The sequence below is a fragment of the Vogesella facilis genome (genome assembly GCF_042648525.1).
Taxonomy (GTDB): Bacteria; Pseudomonadota; Gammaproteobacteria; order Burkholderiales; family Chromobacteriaceae; genus Vogesella; species Vogesella facilis.
Window position 1 is genome coordinate 220203 of record NZ_JBHRXN010000032.1, and the last position, 19592, is coordinate 239794.

21 protein-coding genes are annotated in these 19592 nt (G+C 66.1%); 1 reads left to right on the top strand and 20 read right to left on the bottom strand.

Features of this window, described 5'->3' with window-relative positions; translation table 11 throughout:
• Positions 1-11: 11 nt before the first annotated feature.
• The 7 genes from lspA to ACFOLG_RS14710 form a co-directional block, all read right to left on the bottom strand.
• Positions 12-524 carry a signal peptidase II gene (lspA, locus tag ACFOLG_RS14680; protein WP_386093129.1) on the bottom strand — a complete coding sequence of 171 codons (513 nt, stop codon included), beginning with the start codon at positions 522-524 and terminating at the stop codon, positions 12-14.
• Complete coding sequence (ileS, locus tag ACFOLG_RS14685; protein ID WP_386093131.1) at positions 517-3300, bottom strand: isoleucine--tRNA ligase; 2784 nt, start codon at positions 3298-3300, stop codon at positions 517-519. Before ileS ends, lspA begins: the two co-directional genes overlap by 8 nt.
• On the bottom strand, positions 3297-4232 hold the full coding sequence (locus ACFOLG_RS14690) for a bifunctional riboflavin kinase/FAD synthetase (RefSeq protein WP_386093133.1): 936 nt from the start codon (positions 4230-4232) through the stop codon (positions 3297-3299). Before ACFOLG_RS14690 ends, ileS begins: the two co-directional genes overlap by 4 nt.
• 125 nt (positions 4233-4357) lie before the next feature.
• Positions 4358-5017 carry an OmpA family protein gene (locus tag ACFOLG_RS14695; protein WP_386093135.1) on the bottom strand — a complete coding sequence of 220 codons (660 nt, stop codon included), beginning with the start codon at positions 5015-5017 and terminating at the stop codon, positions 4358-4360.
• Between the two features lie 253 nt (positions 5018-5270).
• Positions 5271-5768: a DUF934 domain-containing protein gene (locus ACFOLG_RS14700; protein WP_386093137.1), complete on the bottom strand. Its 498-nt coding sequence runs from the start codon at positions 5766-5768 to the stop codon at positions 5271-5273.
• Entirely contained in the window at positions 5752-7410 is a 1659-nt protein-coding gene (locus ACFOLG_RS14705) for a nitrite/sulfite reductase (RefSeq protein WP_386093139.1), read from the bottom strand. Before ACFOLG_RS14705 ends, ACFOLG_RS14700 begins: the two co-directional genes overlap by 17 nt.
• A gap of 60 nt (positions 7411-7470) precedes the next feature.
• The gene (locus ACFOLG_RS14710; RefSeq protein WP_386093141.1) at positions 7471-8175 is read right to left on the bottom strand and encodes a phosphoadenylyl-sulfate reductase; all 705 of its coding nucleotides are present in this window, start codon (positions 8173-8175) and stop codon (positions 7471-7473) included.
• A 110-nt stretch (positions 8176-8285) separates the two neighbouring features.
• Between ACFOLG_RS14710 and cysB the strand changes: the two genes are divergently transcribed.
• The gene (gene cysB / locus ACFOLG_RS14715) at positions 8286-9224 is read left to right on the top strand and encodes an HTH-type transcriptional regulator CysB (protein WP_386093143.1); all 939 of its coding nucleotides are present in this window, start codon (positions 8286-8288) and stop codon (positions 9222-9224) included.
• On the opposite strand, the gene ACFOLG_RS14720 is transcribed toward cysB, so the two are convergent.
• The 13 genes from ACFOLG_RS14720 to flgB all read right to left on the bottom strand — a co-directional run bounded on the left by ACFOLG_RS14720 (position 9225) and on the right by flgB (position 19551).
• Positions 9225-9785 (bottom strand): hypothetical protein, encoded by a 561-nt coding sequence (locus ACFOLG_RS14720; protein ID WP_386093145.1) that lies wholly within the window; start codon positions 9783-9785, stop codon positions 9225-9227.
• A gap of 17 nt (positions 9786-9802) precedes the next feature.
• Positions 9803-10828 (bottom strand): hypothetical protein, encoded by a 1026-nt coding sequence (locus tag ACFOLG_RS14725; protein ID WP_386093146.1) that lies wholly within the window; start codon positions 10826-10828, stop codon positions 9803-9805.
• Positions 10829-10846: 18 nt separating this feature from the next.
• Positions 10847-11761 (bottom strand): flagellin N-terminal helical domain-containing protein, encoded by a 915-nt coding sequence (locus ACFOLG_RS14730; RefSeq protein WP_386093148.1) that lies wholly within the window; start codon positions 11759-11761, stop codon positions 10847-10849.
• Between the two features lie 10 nt (positions 11762-11771).
• Positions 11772-13148, bottom strand: coding sequence for a flagellar hook-associated protein FlgK (gene flgK / locus ACFOLG_RS14735; RefSeq protein ID WP_386093150.1), 1377 nt, complete (start codon positions 13146-13148; stop codon positions 11772-11774).
• A 64-nt stretch (positions 13149-13212) separates the two neighbouring features.
• The gene (locus ACFOLG_RS14740) at positions 13213-13554 is read right to left on the bottom strand and encodes a rod-binding protein (RefSeq protein ID WP_386093152.1); all 342 of its coding nucleotides are present in this window, start codon (positions 13552-13554) and stop codon (positions 13213-13215) included.
• Entirely contained in the window at positions 13554-14660 is a 1107-nt protein-coding gene (locus tag ACFOLG_RS14745; protein ID WP_386093153.1) for a flagellar basal body P-ring protein FlgI, read from the bottom strand. Before ACFOLG_RS14745 ends, ACFOLG_RS14740 begins: the two co-directional genes overlap by 1 nt.
• Positions 14661-14697: 37 nt before the next feature.
• Entirely contained in the window at positions 14698-15351 is a 654-nt protein-coding gene (gene flgH / locus ACFOLG_RS14750; protein ID WP_386093155.1) for a flagellar basal body L-ring protein FlgH, read from the bottom strand.
• The gene (flgG, locus tag ACFOLG_RS14755; RefSeq protein WP_386093157.1) at positions 15348-16136 is read right to left on the bottom strand and encodes a flagellar basal-body rod protein FlgG; all 789 of its coding nucleotides are present in this window, start codon (positions 16134-16136) and stop codon (positions 15348-15350) included. The genes flgH and flgG overlap by 4 nt, the downstream gene beginning before the upstream one ends.
• Before the next feature lie 9 nt (positions 16137-16145).
• Entirely contained in the window at positions 16146-16871 is a 726-nt protein-coding gene (locus tag ACFOLG_RS14760; RefSeq protein WP_386093159.1) for a flagellar basal body rod protein FlgF, read from the bottom strand.
• Between the two features lie 3 nt (positions 16872-16874).
• Entirely contained in the window at positions 16875-18062 is a 1188-nt protein-coding gene (locus ACFOLG_RS14765) for a flagellar hook protein FlgE (protein ID WP_386093161.1), read from the bottom strand.
• Between the two features lie 11 nt (positions 18063-18073).
• Entirely contained in the window at positions 18074-18742 is a 669-nt protein-coding gene (locus ACFOLG_RS14770; protein ID WP_386093163.1) for a flagellar hook capping FlgD N-terminal domain-containing protein, read from the bottom strand.
• Positions 18742-19167, bottom strand: coding sequence for a flagellar basal body rod protein FlgC (gene flgC / locus ACFOLG_RS14775; protein ID WP_349589724.1), 426 nt, complete (start codon positions 19165-19167; stop codon positions 18742-18744). The genes ACFOLG_RS14770 and flgC overlap by 1 nt, the downstream gene beginning before the upstream one ends.
• A gap of 15 nt (positions 19168-19182) precedes the next feature.
• The gene (flgB, locus tag ACFOLG_RS14780; protein ID WP_386093165.1) at positions 19183-19551 is read right to left on the bottom strand and encodes a flagellar basal body rod protein FlgB; all 369 of its coding nucleotides are present in this window, start codon (positions 19549-19551) and stop codon (positions 19183-19185) included.
• Between the last annotated feature and the right edge of the window lie 41 nt (positions 19552-19592).

The window sequence follows — 19592 nt, forward strand, 5'->3', positions numbered from 1 at the left end:
GGCCAACGCGGTCAGTGCTGCGGCTTGCGCAGGCTGTCGATCACCATCAGCGCCGCGCCGACGCAGATGAAGCTGTCGGCCACGTTGAACGCCGGGTAGTACCAGCTCTGCTGCCAGTGCACCTGGATGAAGTCGATGACATGGCCGTGGAGCATGCGGTCGATCACATTGCCCAGCGCGCCGCCGATGATGAACGACGCCGCCAGATTCATCAGGCAGCCAAAATGGCCGCGTACGATGTTCCAGCCCAGCCAGCCGGACACGCCGAACGCCAGCAGCGTGAAGAAATACTTCTGCCAGCCGCCGGCGCCGGCGAGAAAGCTGAACGCCGCGCCGGGGTTGTACAGCAGGGTGAAGTTGAGCACGCCCGGGATCACCTCGCGCTGTTCGCCGTACTGGTAGCTGCCGTTGAAGTAGATCTTGGTCAGCTGATCCAGCACGATCACCAGCAGCGCCAGGGCGAACCAGCACAGGCTGCGCTTGGCGGCCGATTCACCGGCCGCCACAGAACACGCCTTAAGCATGAACACGCGCCTCGCCTGCACCGTCGATGTTGTCCACGCAGCGGCCGCACACGGTGGCGTGGCCGGCATGCGCGCCGACGTCGGCGCGGTAGTGCCAGCACCGATCGCACTTGGCATGCGCCGACGGCGCTACCGCGATGCGGGTCTCGGTACCCTGGCTCAGCTTCACGCTGGACACGATCAGCACGAACTTGAGGTCGTCGCCCAGGCTCTGCAGCTGCTGGTACAGCTCGCTAGCGGCCACCACCTCCAGCTCGGCCTGCAGCGAGGAACCCAGCTGCTCGGCGCTGCGCAGCGCCTCGATCTGCTTGTTCACCTCGGCGCGGAAGCCGCGGATCGCCTGCCACTTGGCCACCAGCGCGGCCTCGCTGCCGGCGGCCGGGTTCGGGAACTCGTGCCATACGTGGAACAGCGGGGTTTCTTCCTCGCTGCCCAGCAGCACCTGCCAGGCTTCGTCGGCGGTGAAGCACAGCACCGGCGACAGCAGCAGCAGCAGGCTGCGGGTGATGTGGTACAGCGCGGTCTGCGCGCTGCGGCGGGCGTGGCTGTCGGCCTTGGTGGTGTACAGGCGGTCTTTCAGCACGTCCAGGTAGAAGGCGCCCAGGTCTTCCGAGCAGTAGTTCACGATCTCCTGCATGGCGTGGTGGAAGGCGTAACGCGGGTACAGCTCGCCGGTTACCTTCTCCTGCATTTCCTTGGCCATCATCAGCGCGTAGCGGTCGATCTCGGCCAGACGGTCGTACGGCACGGCGTTTTCCATCGGATCGTAGTCCGACAGGTTGGCCAGCAGGAAGCGGATGGTGTTGCGCAGGCGGCGGTAGCTCTCGGTTACGCGCTTGAGGATCTCGTCGGAGATCGCCAGCTCGCCGGAGTAGTCGGTGGAGGCCACCCACAGGCGCAGGATGTCGGCGCCCAGGGTGTCGTTCACCTTCTGCGGCGCCACCACGTTGCCCTTGGACTTGGACATCTTCATGCCCTTGCCGTCCACCACGAAGCCGTGAGTCAGCAGCTGCTGGTACGGCGCGCGGCCGATGGTGGCGCAGCCGGTGAGCAGCGAGGACTGGAACCAGCCGCGGTGCTGGTCGGAGCCTTCCAGGTACAGGTCGGCCGGCCAGGCCAGTTCCGGGCGCTGCTTCAGCACCGCGAAGTGGGTGGAGCCGGAGTCGAACCACACGTCCAGGGTGTCGCTGAGCTTGCGGTAGTTGGCCGCATCGTCACCCAGCAGTTCGGCGGCATCCAGGCTGAACCAGGCTTCTATGCCCTGCTGTTCGATGCGCAGCGCCACCTGTTCCAGCAGCGCGGCGGAATCCGGGTGCAGCTCGCCGCTTTCCTTGTGCACGAAGAAGGTCATCGGCACGCCCCAGTTGCGCTGGCGCGATACACACCAGTCCGGGCGGTTGCCGATCATCGCTTCCAGGCGGGCACGGCCCCAGGCCGGGAAGAATTCGGTGCTGTCCACCGCCTGGCGGGCGCGCTCGCGCAGCACCTGACTGTCGTTGCCGGCCTTGTCCATGCCGATGAACCACTGCGCGGTGGCGCGGAAGATGATCGGGGTCTTGTGGCGCCAGCAGTGCGGGTAGCTGTGCAGCAGCTTGTCCTGCTGGATCAGCGTGCCTTTTGCGGCCAACGTTTCGATCACTTGCGGGTTGGCTTCCCACACCGACAGGCCGGCGAACAGCTCGGTATTGCTCTTGTAGCGGCCGTTGTCGGCCACCGGGTTTTCCACCGGCAGGCCGTACTGCTGGCCGACCTGGAAGTCTTCCAGGCCGTGTGCCGGCGCGGTGTGCACCAGGCCGGTACCGGCATCGGTGGTCACATGATCGCCGCAGATGATCGGCACTTCGCGGCTGTAGAACGGATGTTGCAGGCGGATCAGGTCCAGCTGCTCGCCCACGGTTTCGCCCAGTACCGGCGCGCCTTCAAAGCCGTAGCGCTTCAGCGCCGACTCGGCCAGCTCCTTGACCAGGATCAGCTTGCCCTTGGGGGTGTCGATCAGCTGGTAGGTAAGGCTGGCGCTGACGGCTACCGCCTGGTTGGCCGGCAGGGTCCACGGCGTGGTGGTCCAGATCACCGCGTAGGCGTCATCCACGCTGCCCGGCAGGCCGAAGGCCGCGGCCAGCTTGTCGCCTTCCAGCACGCGGAAGCCCACGTCGATGGCCGGCGAGGTCTTGTCTTCGTATTCCACCTCGGCCTCGGCCAGCGCGGAGCCGCACTCGATACACCAGTGCACCGGCTTCTCGCCCTTCATCAGGTAGCCGTTCTGGTAGATGGTGCCGAGGGTCCGCACAATGTCGGCCTCGGTCTTGAATGCCATGGTCAGGTAGGGGTTGTCCCAGTCGCCCAGCACGCCCAGACGGATGAAGTCCTTCTTCTGGCGAGCGATCTGCTCGTTGGCGTACTCGCGGCACAGTTCGCGGAACTTGGCGGCCGGAATCTCCTTGCCGTGCAGCTTCTCCACCATCAGCTCGATCGGCAGGCCGTGACAGTCCCAGCCCGGCACATAGGGGGCGTCGAAACCGGATTGGGTCTTGGAGCGGACGATGATGTCCTTCAGCACCTTGTTGACGGCGTGGCCGATGTGGATGTCGCCGTTGGCGTACGGCGGGCCGTCGTGCAAGATGAACTTGGGACGACCGGCCGCAATCTGGCGCAGCTTCTGGTAGCGCTGCTGCTCCTGCCAGCTCTTCAGCCAGGCGGGTTCACGTTTGGCCAGATCACCGCGCATGGGAAACGGGGTGTCCAGCAGGTTCACGGTCTTGCGGTAGTCGATGCTCATGCCTGATCTCGTTGCAAACTGTTCAAATAGGTTCTGGCGCTGGCGGCGTCGTGTTCGATCTGCGCCACCAGCTCGTTCAAATCGTTGAAGCGCTGTTCGTCCCGCAGCTTGTGCAGAAAATGCACGGTAAGGCGCTGGCCATACAGCTCGCCCTGGTAGTCGAACAGGTAGACCTCCAGCTTGTAGTGCTGGCTGTCGGTCACGGTCGGGTTCTTGCCCAGGCTGGCCACCCCGCCCAGCCGGCCGACCGGGGTGTCCACCTGCACCACGAACACGCCTTCCAGCGGCGGGCGGCGGTGCGGCAGGTGCACGTTGGCAGTGGGAAAACCGATGGTGCGCCCCAGCTTCTGGCCGTGCATCACCTTGCCGGACACCTGGTAGGGGCGGCCCAGCAGGCGCGCGGCGCTGTCCAGGTCGCCTGCGGCCAACCTTTCGCGCACCAGGGTGCTGGAGGCGCGCTCACCGGCCACCAGCACCGACGGCATCGCCGCGGTGACGAAATCGCCGCAGCCCTGCAGCAGTTCGAAATTGCCCTTGCGGTCGGCGCCGAACTGGAAGTCGTCGCCGATCAGCAGGTAGCGGGTTTTCAGCTCCTGCAGCAGCACCTGTTGCACGAAGTCCTCCGCCGCCATGCGCGAAAAGGCATGGTTGAAGCGGTAGATGAAGACGTAATCGACCAGATTGCCCTGGGCGAGGAACTGCAGCTTGTCGCGCAGCACGGCCAAGCGCGCCGGCGGCTGGCCCTTGGCGAAGAATTCGCGCGGATGCGGCTCGAAGGTCAGCAGAGCCGTGGGCAGGCCACGGGCATCCGCCTCTTCGCGCAGCCGTGCCAGCATGCGTTGGTGCCCCAGGTGCACGCCATCGAAGTTGCCTATGGTCAAGGCACAGGGCGGCAGGTCGAAACGGCAGGGGCTTCCCAAAAACGCACGCATGGTTGCACGAAAACAAGGTAAAGGGCGATTTTAACCAGCCAACCCTCACAACGCCAGCAAAACCCCCAAACAAAAAGCCCCGGGAATCCCGGGGCTTTTGCAATGAAGATCAGCGATTTAGCCGATTACTTCACCATTTCTTCCTTGGCGGTTTCAACGGTCACGTCGAAACGACGGTCGCCGGCCAGGCAAGCGATCAGGTCAGCACGCTTCTTGAACTTCTTGGCGGTGCATTCTGCGGTCAGCTTGGCTTCGGATTCACCCTTGCCAACTGCGGATACCTTGTCGGCAGCGATGCCGGCAGCCACGAAGTAGTCCTTCACGGCGTTAGCACGCTTCTCGGACAGGGTCTGGTTGTATTTCTCGGAACCCAGGTAGTCGGTGTGGCCGGTGATGGCAACGGACTTCAGCTGGCTGTCGGCCTTCAGGCTGCCAACCAGGTCGTTCAGCTGCTGGTTGCCTTCGATGATCTTGGCGCTGTTGAATTCGAACAGGCCTTCAGCGGACAGGCTAACGCTCTTGGTTACATACTTCGGCGCAGCCGGAGCAACCGGAGCCGGAGCAACCGGAGCAGCAGCAACTACCGGAGCGCGATCACCACACTCAACCAGGCCGTCACGGGCCTTGTCGTAGGTGGTCGGCAGGCGCCAGCATTCGCCGTAGGCGTTCTTGATGACATTGGTCACTTGACCGTCAACAGAATAACCTTGGTTCGGCGCAGCCAGCGCAGCAGCGGAAACCAGCAGGGAGGCAAGCAGGGCGCTCAGTTTGATCGAATTTTTCATGTGAGATCCTCTAAGTTGATGCAAGCATCACGGTGTGACTGCCTGCTCTTTAAAAAGCGCATTTTAAAGATAACAGGCTGAATCCAGTTATCACGCTCGCGTCTGGTTAAGTAAAACAAACGCATCTTTCGTGACTATAGAAAACCGGCAAACCACATGTCAACGTCGCATCTTTAAACAGTCGTGAAAAAAGCAACACTTTGGCATGCAGTTTTGACAACGCACGCCAAAATAGTTGCTGTTTTGCCACACATTAATTTGAAACACGCCGTTTAAGCAGCGGCACCGGCTTGAGCACGGTGCCCTGGTACTGCTCGCTGAAATCGGCCAACCCTTCCAGCGCTTCCGCCGCCGGGCGATCTTCGCGAATGGCGAAGGAATCAAAGCCGACCTGCGCCAGGTACGACAACTGGTCGCGCAGCACATCGCCGACGGCGCGCAGTTCGCCGCGATAGGCCAGGCGTTCGCGCAGCAGGCGGGCAATGCTGTAGCCACGGCCATCGGCAAAGGCCGGGAAGTCGATGGCGATCAGCGTCAGGGCCGCCAGATGCGGCTGCAGTGCCAGCGGGTCGCTGTCCGGCGCCAGCAGCACCGCCAGGCCGCCCTGGTGGTCGCCGGCAGCGCTCAGCTGCAGGAAGCGCTCCAGCGGCACGATCACGTCGGCATCGGCGGCAAACGCCGCCTCGGCTTCGCGCAGCAGCTGCCAGCTGTCCTCGTTGGCGATCACGCCCTGCTTAATCAAGTTTTGCATACACACGCTCCTTGAACGGGACCAGGCCGATACGGCGCACGGTCTCGATAAAACGCTCACCTGCGAGACGTTGCTCAAGGTAAAGCTGCATGATTTTCTCGAACGCCAGCGGCACGTCGGCCTGGGCGAACGACGGTCCGATCACCTTGCCGATGGCGGAATCATTGCCCTGGCTGCCGCCGAGGGTGATCTGGTACCACTCCTCGCCGTTCTTGTCGACGCCGAGGATGCCGATGTTACCGATGTGGTGGTGACCACAGGCGTTCATGCAACCGGAGAAGTTGCAATCGATGTCGCCCAGGTCGAACAGGTAGTCGAGGTCGTCGAACCTGCGCTGGATCGCCTCGGCCACCGGAATGGAGCGGGCATTGGCCAGCGCGCAGAAGTCGCCGCCCGGACAGCACACGATGTCGGTCAGCAGGCCGATGTTCGGCGTGGCAAAGCCGTGCGCCTTGGCCTGCAGCCATACCTGGTACAGGTCGCTTTCCTTCACGTCGGCCAGGATCAGGTTCTGCTCGTGCGCCACGCGCAGTTCGCCAAAGCTGTAGCGGTCGGCCAGGTCGGCCGCCACGTCCATCTGCGCCGCAGTGATGTCGCCCGGCGGCACGCCGGTCTTCTTCAGCGACAGCACCACCGAGCGGTAGCCCGGCTGCTTGTGGGCGTGGGTATTACGCGCCAGCCAGCGGGCAAACGCCGGCTCGCTGGCCTGCTGGGCCTGCAGCTCGGCCGGGTTGGCCGCCAGCGTCTCGTAGCTGGGGTCGGTGAAGAACGCGGCGTAGTAGGCCACGTCGGCGTCGCTGAGGGTGGCCGGACCATCCTGCAGGTGCAGCCATTCGTCTTCCACCTTGGCGGCGAAGGCTTCCACCGTCATCGCCTGCACCAGAATCTTGATGCGCGCCTTGTACTTGTTGTCGCGACGGCCGAAGCGGTTGTACACGCGCAGCACCGCGTCCAGGTAGGTCAGCAGATGGCGGGTCGGCAGGAACTCGCGCACCACCTTGCCCACCATCGGGGTACGGCCCAGGCCGCCACCGACGATGACGCGGAAGCCGATCTCGCCGGTCTCGCTACGCACCACGTGCAGGCCGATATCGTGCACCCAGGTGGCGGCACGGTCTTCCAGGCTGCCGGACACCGCGATCTTGAACTTGCGCGGCAGGTAGGCGAACTCGGGGTGCAGCGTGCTCCACTGGCGGATGATCTCGCAGTACGGGCGCGGGTCGATCAGCTCGTCGGCGGCCACGCCGGCGAAGGCGTCGGTGGTGGTGTTGCGCACGCAGTTGCCGGAGGTCTGGATGGCATGCATTTCCACCTCGGCCAGCTCGGCCAGGATGTCGGGCACGGTTTCCAGCGCCGGCCAGTTGAACTGCATGTTCTGGCGGGTGGTGAAGTGGCCGTAGTCCTTGTCGTAAGTGCGGGCGATGTGCGCCAGCTTGCGCAGCTGGGTGCTGTTCAGGTGGCCGTAGGGAATGGCCACGCGCAGCATCGGCGCATGGCGCTGAACATACAGGCCGTTCATCAGGCGCAGCGGACGGAACTCGTCCTCGCTCAGCTCGCCCGCCAGGAAACGCCGGGTCTGGTCGCGGAACTGGGCAACCCGTTCGCGCACCAGCCGGTGGTCCACTTCATCGTACTTGTACATGCAGAAACTCTCTTTATCGGGCCGGCCGCCGGATGCGGCCAACCTTTGGTTATTGCGGGCTTACTCTGGGCGCTTGAGCGGGCTGGCCTTCACGTGCAGGCCGCATTCCTTGCTGTCCGGGTTTTCCCACCACCAGCGGCCGGCGCGGATGTCCTCACCCACGGCGATGGGGCGGGTACAGGGCGCACAGCCGATGGACGGCACGTGCTTGTCATGCAGGCTGTTGTACGGCACGTCGTTGGCGCGGATGTATTCCCACACCTCTTTCTCGGTCCAGTCCAACAGCGGGTTGTACTTCATCAGGCCGTTGTCGGCATCGAACTCGGCTTCCGGCAGATCGACGCGGGTCAGCGACTGCTGGCGGCGCAGGCCGGTGATCCAGCCCTCCAGCCCGGACAGCGCGCGCTTGAGCGGCTCGATCTTGCGGATGTGGCAACAGGACTTGCGCAGCTCGACACTGTTATAGAAGGCATTGATGCCGTTCTGGTTGACATAGGCTTCCAGCGCGCTGGCATCCGGGTAGTACACGCGGATCGGGTACGCCGGGTAGCGCTCACCCACCTGCTGCATCAGGGTATAGGTTTCCACCGGCAGGCGGCCGGTATCCAGGCTGAAAATGCCGATCGGCAGCTTCAGGGTGGCGATCAGGTGCGTCAGCACCATGTCTTCGGCGCCAAAGCTGTTGGCCAGCGCCACCTTGCCATGCTTGGCGGCGATGTCTTTCAGCAGCGCTTCGGTACGGGCGAGCTTGTCGGCAAGGCTCATCGGGTGCCTCCGGGGCATACGTTCAGAGCTTGCGATAGTAGCCAAAGCCTTTAAGTCCGAAAAGAATATTGTGTTAGTATTTAATTACTAACGGTTTTAAGAGCGCACCGATGAAACTCCAGCAATTGCGTTATCTGGTCGAAGTTGCCAAACAGGGCTTGAACGTCTCCGAGGCGGCGGAAAAGCTGCATACCTCGCAGCCCGGCATTTCCAAACAGATTCGCCTGCTGGAAGACGAACTGGGCATCCAGGTGTTCATCCGCAACGGCAAGCGCGTGGTGGCGGTGTCGGAGCCGGGCAAGGAAGTGCTGCGCATCTCCGAACGCATCCTGCGCGAGGCGCAGAACCTCAAGCGCGTCGGCGAGGAGTTCTCGCGCGAGGCCGAGGGCGCGCTGACCATCGCCACCACCCACACCCAGGCGCGCTATGCGCTGCCGGCGGTGATCGCCGAATTCGTGCAGCGCTACCCCAAGGTGCGGCTGTCGATCAAACAGGGCAGCCCGACGCAGATCTGCGACATGGTGGTGTCCGGCGAGGCGGATCTCGCCATCGCCACCGAGGGCATCTCGCTGTACAAGGAACTGGCGATGCTGCCCTGCTACGAGTGGAACCGCAGCGTGGTGGCGCCCAAGGGCCACCCGCTGCTGGCGCTGGAGCGGCCGATGACGCTGGCCGACATCGCCGCCTACCCGATCATCACCTACGATTTCGCCTTTGCCGGCCGCTCCAAGATCAACCAGTCGTTCCACAACGCCGGCCTCACCCCCAACGTGGTACTCACCGCCATCGACACCGATGTGATCAAGACCTATGTGCGGCTGGGGCTGGGCATCGGCATCATCGCCAGCATGGCGTTCGAGCCGGAACAGGATCAGGGGCTGGATGCGCGCGAGGCCGGCCACCTGTTCGAGCCGTCCACCACCAAGATCGGCATTCGCAAGGATGCCTACCTGCGCGGCTACGCCTACACCTTCGTGGAACTGTTCGCCCCGCACCTGAGCCGCAAGGCGGTGGACAATGCGCTGCACCACGGCGACGAAGACGAATAACTAGCGGTACAGCGGCAGCCAGCCCTGCGAGCGTGAGCGGTAGAACGGCACCCGCATATTGCGCTCCTCCAGCAACTCCCCTTTTTCGGTATCCGGGCGGAAACCATAGGCGCGGGCGGCATAGATCGCCAGCTGCAGATACGCCAGCTTGTCCTGATAGGCCGTCGCCGAGTCCGCCTGCAGATACTGGCTGAAGCTGTGCGGCAGCCGCTCCGGCGCCAGCGTGTCGGCCGCCGCCGTGCCCTGCAGCAGCCGGCCGAGCTTGCCATGCAGCTGCGGCGGATAATAATGCTGCGGCTTGGCATCGATCAGATCGACCAGCTTCAGCACCGCGCTTTCGAAATCGCTCTCGGCGCGCACCTCATAGGCAAAGTACAGGATGTAACGCTTGTCGCCGATCGCCTCCATCCGCGCCAGGCGGAAGCTGTCGGCGCGCGCCACACCGGCAATGTCCTCGTACTGGCTGATGTGCTGGATGGCGAGCTGCTCGTCCGGCTGCGCGGCACAGCCAGCCAATGCGGCCAACATCAGCAGCAACAGCCAGACGGCACGTAGCGACATGAGCGGGCGCGGCAGCATTACAGCGCCAACAGCGACACCACCCGGTAGCGGCTGATGCCGATCAACGCCGGGGCGACATTGCTCAGCAGCGTATAACTGCCACCCTGCTGCAGCGTCTGGTTGAAATCATCGGTAAACGCCTGCGCCCAGTCGCCGTCGCCGCTGTCGCGCGCCGCCTCGATCATGCGCGCGGCGCGTTCCAGCGCCAGCTTGACCCGTTCGCGCGCCTGCTCCACCTGGGCGATGGCGCTGACAATCTGCTGCAGCGCGCGGCGCAGGCCGGCGATGTCGTTGCCCTGCCAGCCGGCCGGCTCGATCGCCTCGCCCTGCGCCTCGGCGCGCACGCGGTGCGCCTGGCCGCCGGGAAAGCGGATGCCGTCGCCCTTCAGCTGCAGGTTGCCCGCCAGCGCCTCCCACTCCGTCTCCGCCACGCTCAGGCTCAGCTCGCCGTCCTCGGCCAGCCGGGCACGGATGCCGGCGGCAGCCAGCCCCTTGTTGAAGCGCTGCACCACCTGCTCCGCCGACATGCCGGCTTCGATCAGCACCGACTGCGCCGGCTTGCCGACGCCGCCCGGGTAAAAACTGAGCGTTTCCGCCCCGCCCTGCTGCAGCGCCTGCAGATCCAGGCCGCGCAGGCGGAACTCGCGCCGCGCCTCGCCCGGCGCCACCAGCCCCAGGCGGGCATCCAGGCTGCCGGCGGTCTCCTGGCTGCGCCGCGACCAGCTGGCGGCAAACGCCTCCAGCCGCTGCGCCAGCGCCGCCGGATCGCCCGGGCGCCCGGCCAGGCGCGCGCCCACCTCCTGCTTCAGCGCCTGCAGTCGGCTGGCGGTCTGGTCAAGAAAGCCCAGCGCCTGCTGCGCCGCGGTCACCTGGGCATTGAGTCCGCGTTCATTGTTCAGCGGAGCATTGCGCGGTGGCGTCGTGGCGACCGCGCTGGCCATGCGGCCAACGTCGCGCGCGGCCGGCTGGCGGCCGGTGGCATGAATGCCACCACTGCCGGCCAGGGCGCTGGTGCTGTCGGCAAACGCGGGCTGTAGCTTCATCTGGCTGCGTCCCCCGCCTTAGAGCGCATCGAACAGCGACAGCTGGCTGACGCGGCCATACACCTTCTGCGTCGCCTGCACCGCGGTGGTGTAACCGTTCAGCGCCACCGCCGCCTTGCCGTAGTCCAGCTGCCCCAGCGTCAGCGCCGCCTGCTGATTGGACAGGCTGACATTGGCGTGGCTGTCGTCCAGCGTCTGCAGCGTGTTCTGTGCCCCGCCCTGCTGCGCGATCTTGCCGGCCACCACGCTCAGGCTGCTGTCCACCTGATCGAGGCTGGCCTTGATGCTGGCCTGCGTCGCCGGGTTGAGGATGTCCAGCCCCGGCGCCTGCAGCACGGCGATGCTACTATCGAGCTGGTTCAGCAGCGTGGCCATGTCGTCCAGGCTAACGTTGGCCGCCTGCGTCACGCCATTGCCCACCATCACCAGCTGCGGGCTGGTATTGCCACCGAAGGCGTAACGGCCGCCGGCCGCCGCGGCGGCGTTGAAGCTCACCGTGGCCTGGTTGCTGGCGGTGCCGGAAAACAGGTAGTGGCCCTCGTCGTCGCGGCTGTTGGCGCTGTAGTACAGGCTGTCGCGCAGCGCCGCCAGCGAGTCGGCCATCGCCGCCACGTCGGCATTGCTGTTGCCGCCGTTGTCCGACGCCCACACCAGCAGGTCGCGCGCCTGCTGCATGTCCTTGACCATGCCGTCCATCAGCGCCTCGTTCTTGGTCAGCCGGGTGCGCAGCGCGCCGATATTGTCGCGGTACTGGCCGAGCGCGGCGTCTTCGCGCTCCAGCCGCGCCAGCCGCACGCTGGTCACCGGCTCGTCCGATGGCCGCAGGATGCGCTGGCCGCTGGCCATCTGCTGCATCAGGTCCGCCATCTGGCTGTTGGCAAGCTGCAGGGCGTGATTCATGGTGGCGCTGTACTGGGTGCTGGCAATACGCATCTACGGCTCCTTAACCCATCATCGCCATGGTGCTGTCGAACAGCTGGTTGGCCACGGCGATGACTTTCATGTTGGCCTGGTACATCTGCTGGTACTGCACCAGGTTGGTGGCTTCTTCGTCCTGGCTGACGCCGCTGGTGGATTTCCAGCTTTCCTCGGCCTGGGTACGCACGGTTTGCGCGGTGGTCAGCGCGGTCTGGTTCTGCTGGCTCTGGGTGCCCAGCCGGCCCAGCAGCTGGGTGTAGGCATCGCCCAGCGTCACCGCGCCCAGGCCGCTGATGCTCAGCGCCTGGCCGCGCAGGCCGATGATCTGCAGCAGATTGCTGCTGTCGCCCGGGGTGGCGGCATTGCCGGAAAACGCCAGATCCTGCGCCTGCAGTCCGGCTACCACCGCCAGCGGGCTGCTGCTACCGGCGGTGTAGCTGAACAGCGGCCCGCCGGCGGCGCCGGCCGGGGTAAAGCCGGCCGCCAGCTGCGCGTTGACGCCGCCGGCCACGCCGGACGCCATATCCGCCAGCGATTGCTGCAGCGGCACCAGCACCTGCTGTTCCAGCTGCCCCAGCCCGCCCAGCTGGCCGCCCATCTGCGCGTCGCTGAGGGTGAAGCTCTCCTTGGCGAACTGCAGGCTCAGCACCTGCGCGCCGCTGGCGGTGCCCTGTACCGCCAGCGTGGCGGCCAGACCGTCGGCCACCAGCGGCGGGCCGCTGAGCAGCGCCACATTACGCGCGCCGTTGGGCTGGTCCATCACCTGCACCCCCACCAGCTTGGCCAGCTCGTCGATGGACAGGTCGCGCTGGTCGATCAGGCCGGAGGCATTGATGCCGCGCGCCTGCGCCGCGGTGATCTCCTGATTGAGCCTGGCCACCGCGCTGCTCAGCGAGTTGATCTGCGTCACCATGCTGCCGCGCTGCGCCGCCACCGCGGTGCGCTGGTTCACCAGCACCTGCGACAGGCTGTTGAAGCTCTGCGCCAGCGCGCCGGCCGAGGTCAGCACCTGCTGCCGCAGCGGGCCGGAGGACGGGTCGACGCTGGCGGCGTTCAGCGCCTTGAAGAAGCCGTCGAGGCCAACGTTGATGCTGGCGGTGCCGCTGTTCATCACCTGTTCCAGCTGCGTCAGATACGGCTGCATGGTGTCGTGCGCGCCCAGCTGCGAGTTGGCCGCCCACAGCTGCTGGCTCTTGTAGCTGTCGGCAAAGCGCAGCAGCGAGGTGACCTGCACGCCGCTGCCGGCGCTGACCGCACCGGCCATCAGCGGCTGCTGCGCCGCCAGCAGCACACCCTGGCGCGTGTAACCGGGCGTCATCACGTTGGCGATGTTCTGGCTGCTGGCATTCAGCGCCGCCTGCGAGGCCACCGCGCCGGACAGCGCGATATTGATCATGCTCATGGGGAATACCGTTCAGGTGTTTTGCTGTCAGGGCGACCAGGCGGCGCCCGAACTTAAATCGGTCTCAGCCGTCCTTGCCGCTCGGCGCCGGCGGCAGCATCTGCCGCACGATCATGTCGGCGATGCCGAAGGCGCGCTGGCTGGCCAGGCTGTCGGCCACCTGCTTGTCGGCGAAATCCAGCATGTCGCGCTCGCGGCGGTTGTTGAAGATGCTGTCCTCGGCGCTGAACGCCTCGCCGCCCTTGCGCATCTCCTGCAGCAGCTGCTGGATGAACATGCCCTCGAACTTCACCGCCGCACTTTCCAGCCGCTGGCGATACTCGGGGTTGGCCGCCGCCGGCGAAGCCTCGTCGCCGGCGGGCAGCTGCTCGTTGGCGGCCAGGCCGCCGGGAAAAGTCGTGTTCATCAGATCACCACCAGTTCGCCGTCGATGGCGCCGGCTTCGTCCAGCGCCTGCAGAATCGCCATGATGTCGTCCGGCGTGGCGCCGGTGCTGTTGACGGTATCGATGATGGTCTGCAGCCCGACGCCGGACGGCCACTTGAACATGCGGCCAACCCCTTGCTCCACCTGGATGCTGGACGACGGCGTCACCGTGGTGTCGCCGCGGCCGAAGGCATTCGGCTGGCTGACGTTGTAGCCTTCCGAGATCACCACCTTCAGCACGCCGTGCGACACCGCCGCCGGCCGCACCCGCACCCCCTCGCCCACCACCACGGTGCCGGTGCGGGTGTTGAAGATCACCTTCGGCACCTCGCTGCCCACCTCCACGTTGAGCGCGTTCAGCCGCGCCACGAAGGCCACGCGCTGGGTCGGGTCGGCCGGCGCCTGCACCTCCACCGAGGTGGCGTCGCGGCTGCTGGCGATGCGGCCGAACTGGCGGTTCACGGTGTTGACGATATTGCTGGCAGTCTGGAAGTTGGGCCGTTTCAGGCTCAGCTTCACCGTCGGCTTGCTGTCGAAATCGGTGGCGATCTCGCGTTCGATGCTGGCGCCGCGCGGAATGCGCCCGGCGGTCGGCAGGTTGACGGTAACGCTGGAGCCACTGTTGCCCACCGCCGCCACCGCCGGCACCACCAGGTTGCCCTGCGCCAGCGCGTACACCTCGCCGTCGGCGCCGCGCAGCGGCGTCAGCAGCAGCGTGCCGCCGCGCAGGCTCTTGGCATCGCCCAGCGACGACACGGTGACGTCGATCACCTGGCCGCGGCTGTAGCCGGACGGAAACACCGCGCTGACCATCACCGCGGCGGTGTTCTTGGCCGTCGGCGAGGTACCCGGCGGCAGCTTGAGGCCGAACTGCTGCAGCAGGTTGTTCACCGACTGGCCGACATACTTGGCCTGGCTGCCGTCGCCGCTGCCGGCCAGCCCCACCACCAGGCCGTAGCCCAGCAGCTGGTTGTCGCGGATGCCTTCCACGCTCACCAGGTTGCGCAGCGGCTGCGCCACGGCTAGCGGCGCCAGCAGCAGGCCGGCCAGCAGCAGGCCGCCGCCGTTCAGGAAATGACTGTTCATCACGCGCTCACGCATTCATTAAAGGTTGGCCGCAACATCAGAACGGCATCCACGGGCTGTTGAAGAAGCGCGTCAGCCAGCCGGGGTTGCCGGCATCGGCCAGCGCGCCCTTGCCGAAGTACTGGATGCGGGCATTGGCCACCCGCAGCGACGACACCTGGTTGCTGCTGTCGATATCGCCGGCGCGCACATAGCCGGACAGGCGGATCAGCTCCTCGCCCTGGTTCAGCGTCAGGCTCTTCTCGCCCTTCACCAGCAGCAGGCCGTTGGCCTGCACCTGCTGCACGATCACCGTCACCGCGCCCTGCAGCGTGTTCTGCTGCGTGCTGGTGCCCTTGCCGTCGAAACTGCGCTGCGCGTCCAGCGAGGCATCCAGCTTCACGCTGCTGCCCAGCACCACCGCCGGCTGCACCGCCACGCTGCTGTTCTTGTCCAGCGTGGTACCGGTGGACTTGCTGGCCTGGGTGGTTTCCTGCAGCAGCACGGTAAGCACGTCGCCGACGCGGTAGGCGCGCTGATCGGCCACCAGCGACCAGCCGCCGGCCGGGGTGTACAGCCCGCCGGACTGGCCGCGCGCTGCGGCCAACTGTGGCGCCGGCGGGTCGTAGCTGCCGTCCGGCGGCGGCGGCAACAGCCCGCTGCAGGCGGCCAGCAGCAGCGGCAGTAGTAAGGCGGGCAGCAGCGTCTTCATCGTGCCGCTTGCGCCAGGTACTGCAGCATGTTGTCGGAGGCGGACAGCACCTTGGTGTTCATCTCGTACACGCGCTGCGCGGCGATCATGTCCACCATCTCCTCCACCACCTGCACGTTGGAGCCTTCCAGCGCGCCCTGCTTGAGCTTGCCGATGGCGCCCTCGCCCGGGGTGCCCACGGTAGGCGTGCCGCTGGCCACGGTTTCCTTGAACAGGTTGTCGCCCATCGCCAAGAGGCCGGTGGGGTTGACGAAATGCGCCAGCTGCAGCTTGCCCACTTCGCTGGGCGCGGTGCTGCCCGGCAGCGTTACCGCCACCGTGCCGTCGTCGCCGATGGTGATGCTGGTGGCGTTGGCCGGAATGGTGATGTCCGGCTGCAACGGCAGGCCCTGCGCATTCACCAGCCGGCCGTCGGCGTTCAGCTGCAGCTGGCCGGCGCGGGTGTAGCCGGTGTCGCCATCGGCCATTTCCACCTGCAGGAAACCGTTGCCGACGATGGCCACGTCCAGCGGCTGGCTGGTGGTCTGCAGATTGCCGGTGGTGAAGATCTTCTGGGTGCCGACCAGGCGGGTGCCGTTGCCCAGCTGGGTGCCGGACGGCGAGCTGTTGTTGGCGCCGTTCTGCGCGCCCGGCTGCTGGTCCACCTGGTAGAACAGGTCCTCGAACACCATGCGGTCGCGCTTGAAGCCGACGGTGTTGACGTTGGCCAGGTTGTTGGCGATGGCCTGCAGGCGGGCGTCTTCCGCCTGGATGCCGGTCTTGCTGATCCACATTGCCGGATTCATGTTGCCTCCTTAGGAACGAATGAGACGGTTGCCGCTGTCGGCCATACCGTCGGCGGCCTTGAACAGCCGCATCTGCAGTTCGAAATCGCGGTTCAGGCCCATGGTCTGCAGCATCTCTTCCACTGCCGACACATTGCTGCGCTCCAGATGGCCGCCCTGTACCCGCACGCTGTCGTCCGCCTCCAGCGTCTGGCCGCTGCGCGGCACGATCAGGCCGGCCTCGTTCTTCACCACGCCGGCCGCTGGCGGGTTCACCAGCTTCAGCCGGTCCACCGCCTGCGCCTCGCTGCCGCCGGGCGGCACGATGCTGATCATGCCGTCCTGGCCGATGCTCAGCCGCTCGTACGGCGGCAGCACGATGGCGCCGCCGTCGCCCAGCACCGGGCGGCCGTTCAGGCTCAGCGCGCCGTCGGCATCCACCTCGAAATTGCCGCCACGGGTATAGGCTTCGCCGCCGTGGTAACCGACGGTGAAGTAGCCGGGGCCGCGCAGCGCCACGTCCAGCTCGCGGCCGGTCTGCACCAGCGTGCCGCTGGCGGCGTTGACGGCATTGGCCTGCAGCGTCGCCAGATGGCGGTCGTCGTAGCCGTAGCCGGCCACCTGCTGCGACTGCGCCACCTCCAGGTCGGCGCGGAAACCGCTGGTTTCCACGTTGGCGATGTTGTTGGCATGCACCTGCTGCGCGTGCAGCGCGCGGCTGGCACCGCTCATTACCGTGTAGATCAAGGCATCCATGGCTTACACCGCCTGCATCAGCGCTTGCACCATGGCGTTCTCGGTGGAGATCACCTTGCTGTTGGCCTGGTAGTTGCGCTGCGCGGTCATCAGCCCCACCAGCTGGCCGGTCACGTCGACGTTGGACTGCTCCAGCGCGCCGGTGGCCAGCTTGCCGGCCATGCCGCTGCCCGGGGTGAACAGCAAGGCATTGCCGGAGGTGGCGGACGCCACCCAGGCGGTGTCACTGACCGCGGTCAGCGCGTCCTCATTGGGGAAGGTGGCCAGCGCCAGGGTGCCGGCGCTCTGCTTCTGACCGTTGCTATACTGCGCCAGCAGCGTGCCGTCCTCGGCCAGCGACACCCCGGTCAGGGTGCCGGAGGCATAGCCGTTGGTGCTGTTCACCGTGGTGGTGGCCTGGCCGGCGAACTGGGTGCTGCCGGCATAGCTGAGGTTCACCGTCAGCGCGGCGGCGCCGGCCGGGGTGCCCAGGTTCAGCGCCACCGGCGCCGCCGGCGCGGTGAGCTGGCCGGCGGTGTCGAAGGTCAGCGCGGTGGTGGTGCCCAGCGCGGCGCCGTCGAAGGCGTAGTGCACGTCGATGCCGGCGCCGGTCTTCACGAAGTACTGCGTCACCGTGTGCTGCGCGCCCAGCGAGTCGTACACCGTGGACACCGCCGAGCTGTTGAACGACAGCGGGTCGCTGCTGCTGAACACCGCCGACGACGGCGCGGTCCAGTCGGCGGACAGGTTGCCGACATACTGCAGCGTGTCGCTGGCCTTGGCCGCCACCTGGCCGGTGGGCACGCTCAGGTCGCCGTAGGCGCCCAGCGCGCTGGAGCCGGCGATCGCGGCATAGCCCTGCGCGCGCTTGCCGTAGCTGTCGGTCAGGAAGCCGTCCTTGTCGACGCTGAAAATGCCGACCCGGCTGTACTGGGTGCTGCCGCTGCCGGCATCGCGGGTAACGAAGAAACCGCGGCCCTGGATGGCGGCATCCAGCGAGCGGCCGGTGGAGATGATGCTGCCGCCGACGCCGATGGACTGCGTCAGCGAGCCGATCTGTACCCCGGTCGGCTGGGTGCCGGCGTAGGCGGAGGCAAAGTTGGCGCGCGAGGACTTGAAGCCATAGGTGCCGGAGTTGGCGATGTTGTTGCTGATGCTATCGAGCTGGTCGTTGATGGCGTTGATGCCGGACAGGGCGATTTCAAAGCTCATGGCGTTTCCTTTCAGCTGGCCAGGTTGGCCGCTTGGCCGTTGAACTGGGTAATGGCAGAGGCGTCGACGGCGCCGACACCGGACACGGTCAGCACGGCATTGCCGCTGCTGCCCAGGCGTACGCTTTGCAGGCGGCCGGCCACTTCCACCGCCGGCAGCACGCCAGTGTCGGTCTGCACCGCCACCGCGTAATTACCGGCCGGCAGGCCGTGCTGCGCCGGGTCGATGCTGAAACTCACATCGCCGGCCGGCTGCGCGCCCAGCGCCAGCGGGTACTGGCTGCCGTCGCTGCCGGTCAGCAGCAGCGTCACCTTGGCCGAGCTGGCCGGCAGGGTGATGCGGCCGGCGATCGGCTCACTGCCCAGTTGCAAGGACGAGGTGCTCACCATCAGGCTGCTGCCCACTTCGCGGCCCAGGGTCAGCACCTGCAGGCCCTGCAGCGAGCTGTTGCTGGCCACCGACTGGCTGGCCATCTTCTGCAGCGCCTCCACCTGGCTCAGCTGGGTCAGCTGGCTGACGAACTGGCTGGGGTCGGTCGGCTGCAGCGGGTCCTGGTTCTGGATCTGCGCCACCAGCAGCTTGGTGAACATGTCCGACAGCCCGCTGGCGTCGCCATTGCCGCCCACCGCGCTGCTGCTGCCGGCGCTGGTGGCTGTGTTGTTGTTGAGCGTGGCCTGCATCAGCCTTCTCCCAGTTTCAGCAGGTCCTGCTGCATGCCCTTCACCCGGGCCAGCACTTCCACATTGGTTTCGAATGCCCGCGACGCGGACAGCATGTCGGTCATTTCTTCCACCGGGTTCACGTTCGGGTAGAACACCATGCCGTCGGCGTTGGCCAGCGGATTGTCCGGTTCGTACGACTTGCGCAGCGGGCTGCTGCTCTGCACCACGTCCAGCACCTGCACCTTGGCGGCAGAACCGCGGTCGGCGAAGTCCTGCCCCGGCAGGAACACGCTGGCAAACACCGGCTTGCGCGCGTGGTAGGTGGCGTTTTCGCTGCCGGCGGCGCTCTGCGCGTTGGCCAGGTTGCTGGCGATGGTGTTGAGGCGGATGCTCTGCGCGGTCATCGCGGAACCGGCGATCTGGGCGATATCACGGAAACTCATGCTTGCTCTCTATGCTCAGGAAGTGCCGTTGATGGCCTTGGCCAGGCCCTTGAGCTTCATGTTCAGAAACGCAAGGCTGGTCTGGAAATCGGCGGTGTTTTGCGAAAAAGCGGCCTGCTCCACCCCCAGCTCGACGGTGTTGCCGTCCTGGCTGGGCTGGTTCGGCCGGCGGTAGCCCAGCGCCGCGCCGTCGGACAGCGCCAGCATGCCGTCCTCGTCGCCGCTGGCCAGCTGCTCCATGCTGGCGCGGAAATCCATGTCGCGCGCCTGGAAGCCCGGCGTGCTGACGTTGGCAATGTTCGATGCCAGCACCTTGCTGCGCTCGGCGCGCAGTCGCAGGGCATCGGCATGCAGGCCCAGCGCCTGCTCGAATTGAATCCCCATCTGTGTTTCCTCACTGCCTGCTGCTGTTTCGCCTCCCCGGC

Excerpts from the sequence above, each read along its gene's own strand:
- flgH (WP_386093155.1), bottom strand. The coding sequence starts at position 15,351 with ATGAAGACGCTGCTGCCCGCCTTACTACTGCCGCTGCTGCTGGCCGCC.
- ACFOLG_RS14770 (WP_386093163.1), bottom strand. The coding sequence starts at position 18,742 with ATGCAGGCCACGCTCAACAACAACACAGCCACCAGCGCCGGCAGCAGC.
- ACFOLG_RS14690 (WP_386093133.1), bottom strand. The coding sequence starts at position 4,232 with ATGCGTGCGTTTTTGGGAAGCCCCTGCCGTTTCGACCTGCCGCCCTGT.
- ACFOLG_RS14705 (WP_386093139.1), bottom strand. The coding sequence starts at position 7,410 with ATGTACAAGTACGATGAAGTGGACCACCGGCTGGTGCGCGAACGGGTT.
- ACFOLG_RS14765 (WP_386093161.1), bottom strand. The coding sequence starts at position 18,062 with ATGAGCTTTGAAATCGCCCTGTCCGGCATCAACGCCATCAACGACCAG.
- ileS (WP_386093131.1), bottom strand. The coding sequence starts at position 3,300 with ATGAGCATCGACTACCGCAAGACCGTGAACCTGCTGGACACCCCGTTT.
- flgG (WP_386093157.1), bottom strand. The coding sequence starts at position 16,136 with ATGAATCCGGCAATGTGGATCAGCAAGACCGGCATCCAGGCGGAAGAC.
- ACFOLG_RS14740 (WP_386093152.1), bottom strand. The coding sequence starts at position 13,554 with ATGAACACGACTTTTCCCGGCGGCCTGGCCGCCAACGAGCAGCTGCCC.
- lspA (WP_386093129.1), bottom strand. The coding sequence starts at position 524 with ATGCTTAAGGCGTGTTCTGTGGCGGCCGGTGAATCGGCCGCCAAGCGC.
- ACFOLG_RS14730 (WP_386093148.1), bottom strand. The coding sequence starts at position 11,761 with ATGCGTATTGCCAGCACCCAGTACAGCGCCACCATGAATCACGCCCTG.
- flgB (WP_386093165.1), bottom strand. The coding sequence starts at position 19,551 with ATGGGGATTCAATTCGAGCAGGCGCTGGGCCTGCATGCCGATGCCCTG.
- ACFOLG_RS14720 (WP_386093145.1), bottom strand. The coding sequence starts at position 9,785 with ATGTCGCTACGTGCCGTCTGGCTGTTGCTGCTGATGTTGGCCGCATTG.
- ACFOLG_RS14760 (WP_386093159.1), bottom strand. The coding sequence starts at position 16,871 with ATGGATGCCTTGATCTACACGGTAATGAGCGGTGCCAGCCGCGCGCTG.
- ACFOLG_RS14710 (WP_386093141.1), bottom strand. The coding sequence starts at position 8,175 with ATGAGCCTTGCCGACAAGCTCGCCCGTACCGAAGCGCTGCTGAAAGAC.
- flgK (WP_386093150.1), bottom strand. The coding sequence starts at position 13,148 with ATGAGCATGATCAATATCGCGCTGTCCGGCGCGGTGGCCTCGCAGGCG.
- cysB (WP_386093143.1), top strand. The coding sequence starts at position 8,286 with ATGAAACTCCAGCAATTGCGTTATCTGGTCGAAGTTGCCAAACAGGGC.
- flgC (WP_349589724.1), bottom strand. The coding sequence starts at position 19,167 with ATGAGTTTCCGTGATATCGCCCAGATCGCCGGTTCCGCGATGACCGCG.
- ACFOLG_RS14725 (WP_386093146.1), bottom strand. The coding sequence starts at position 10,828 with ATGAAGCTACAGCCCGCGTTTGCCGACAGCACCAGCGCCCTGGCCGGC.
- ACFOLG_RS14695 (WP_386093135.1), bottom strand. The coding sequence starts at position 5,017 with ATGAAAAATTCGATCAAACTGAGCGCCCTGCTTGCCTCCCTGCTGGTT.
- ACFOLG_RS14745 (WP_386093153.1), bottom strand. The coding sequence starts at position 14,660 with ATGAACAGTCATTTCCTGAACGGCGGCGGCCTGCTGCTGGCCGGCCTG.
- ACFOLG_RS14700 (WP_386093137.1), bottom strand. The coding sequence starts at position 5,768 with ATGCAAAACTTGATTAAGCAGGGCGTGATCGCCAACGAGGACAGCTGG.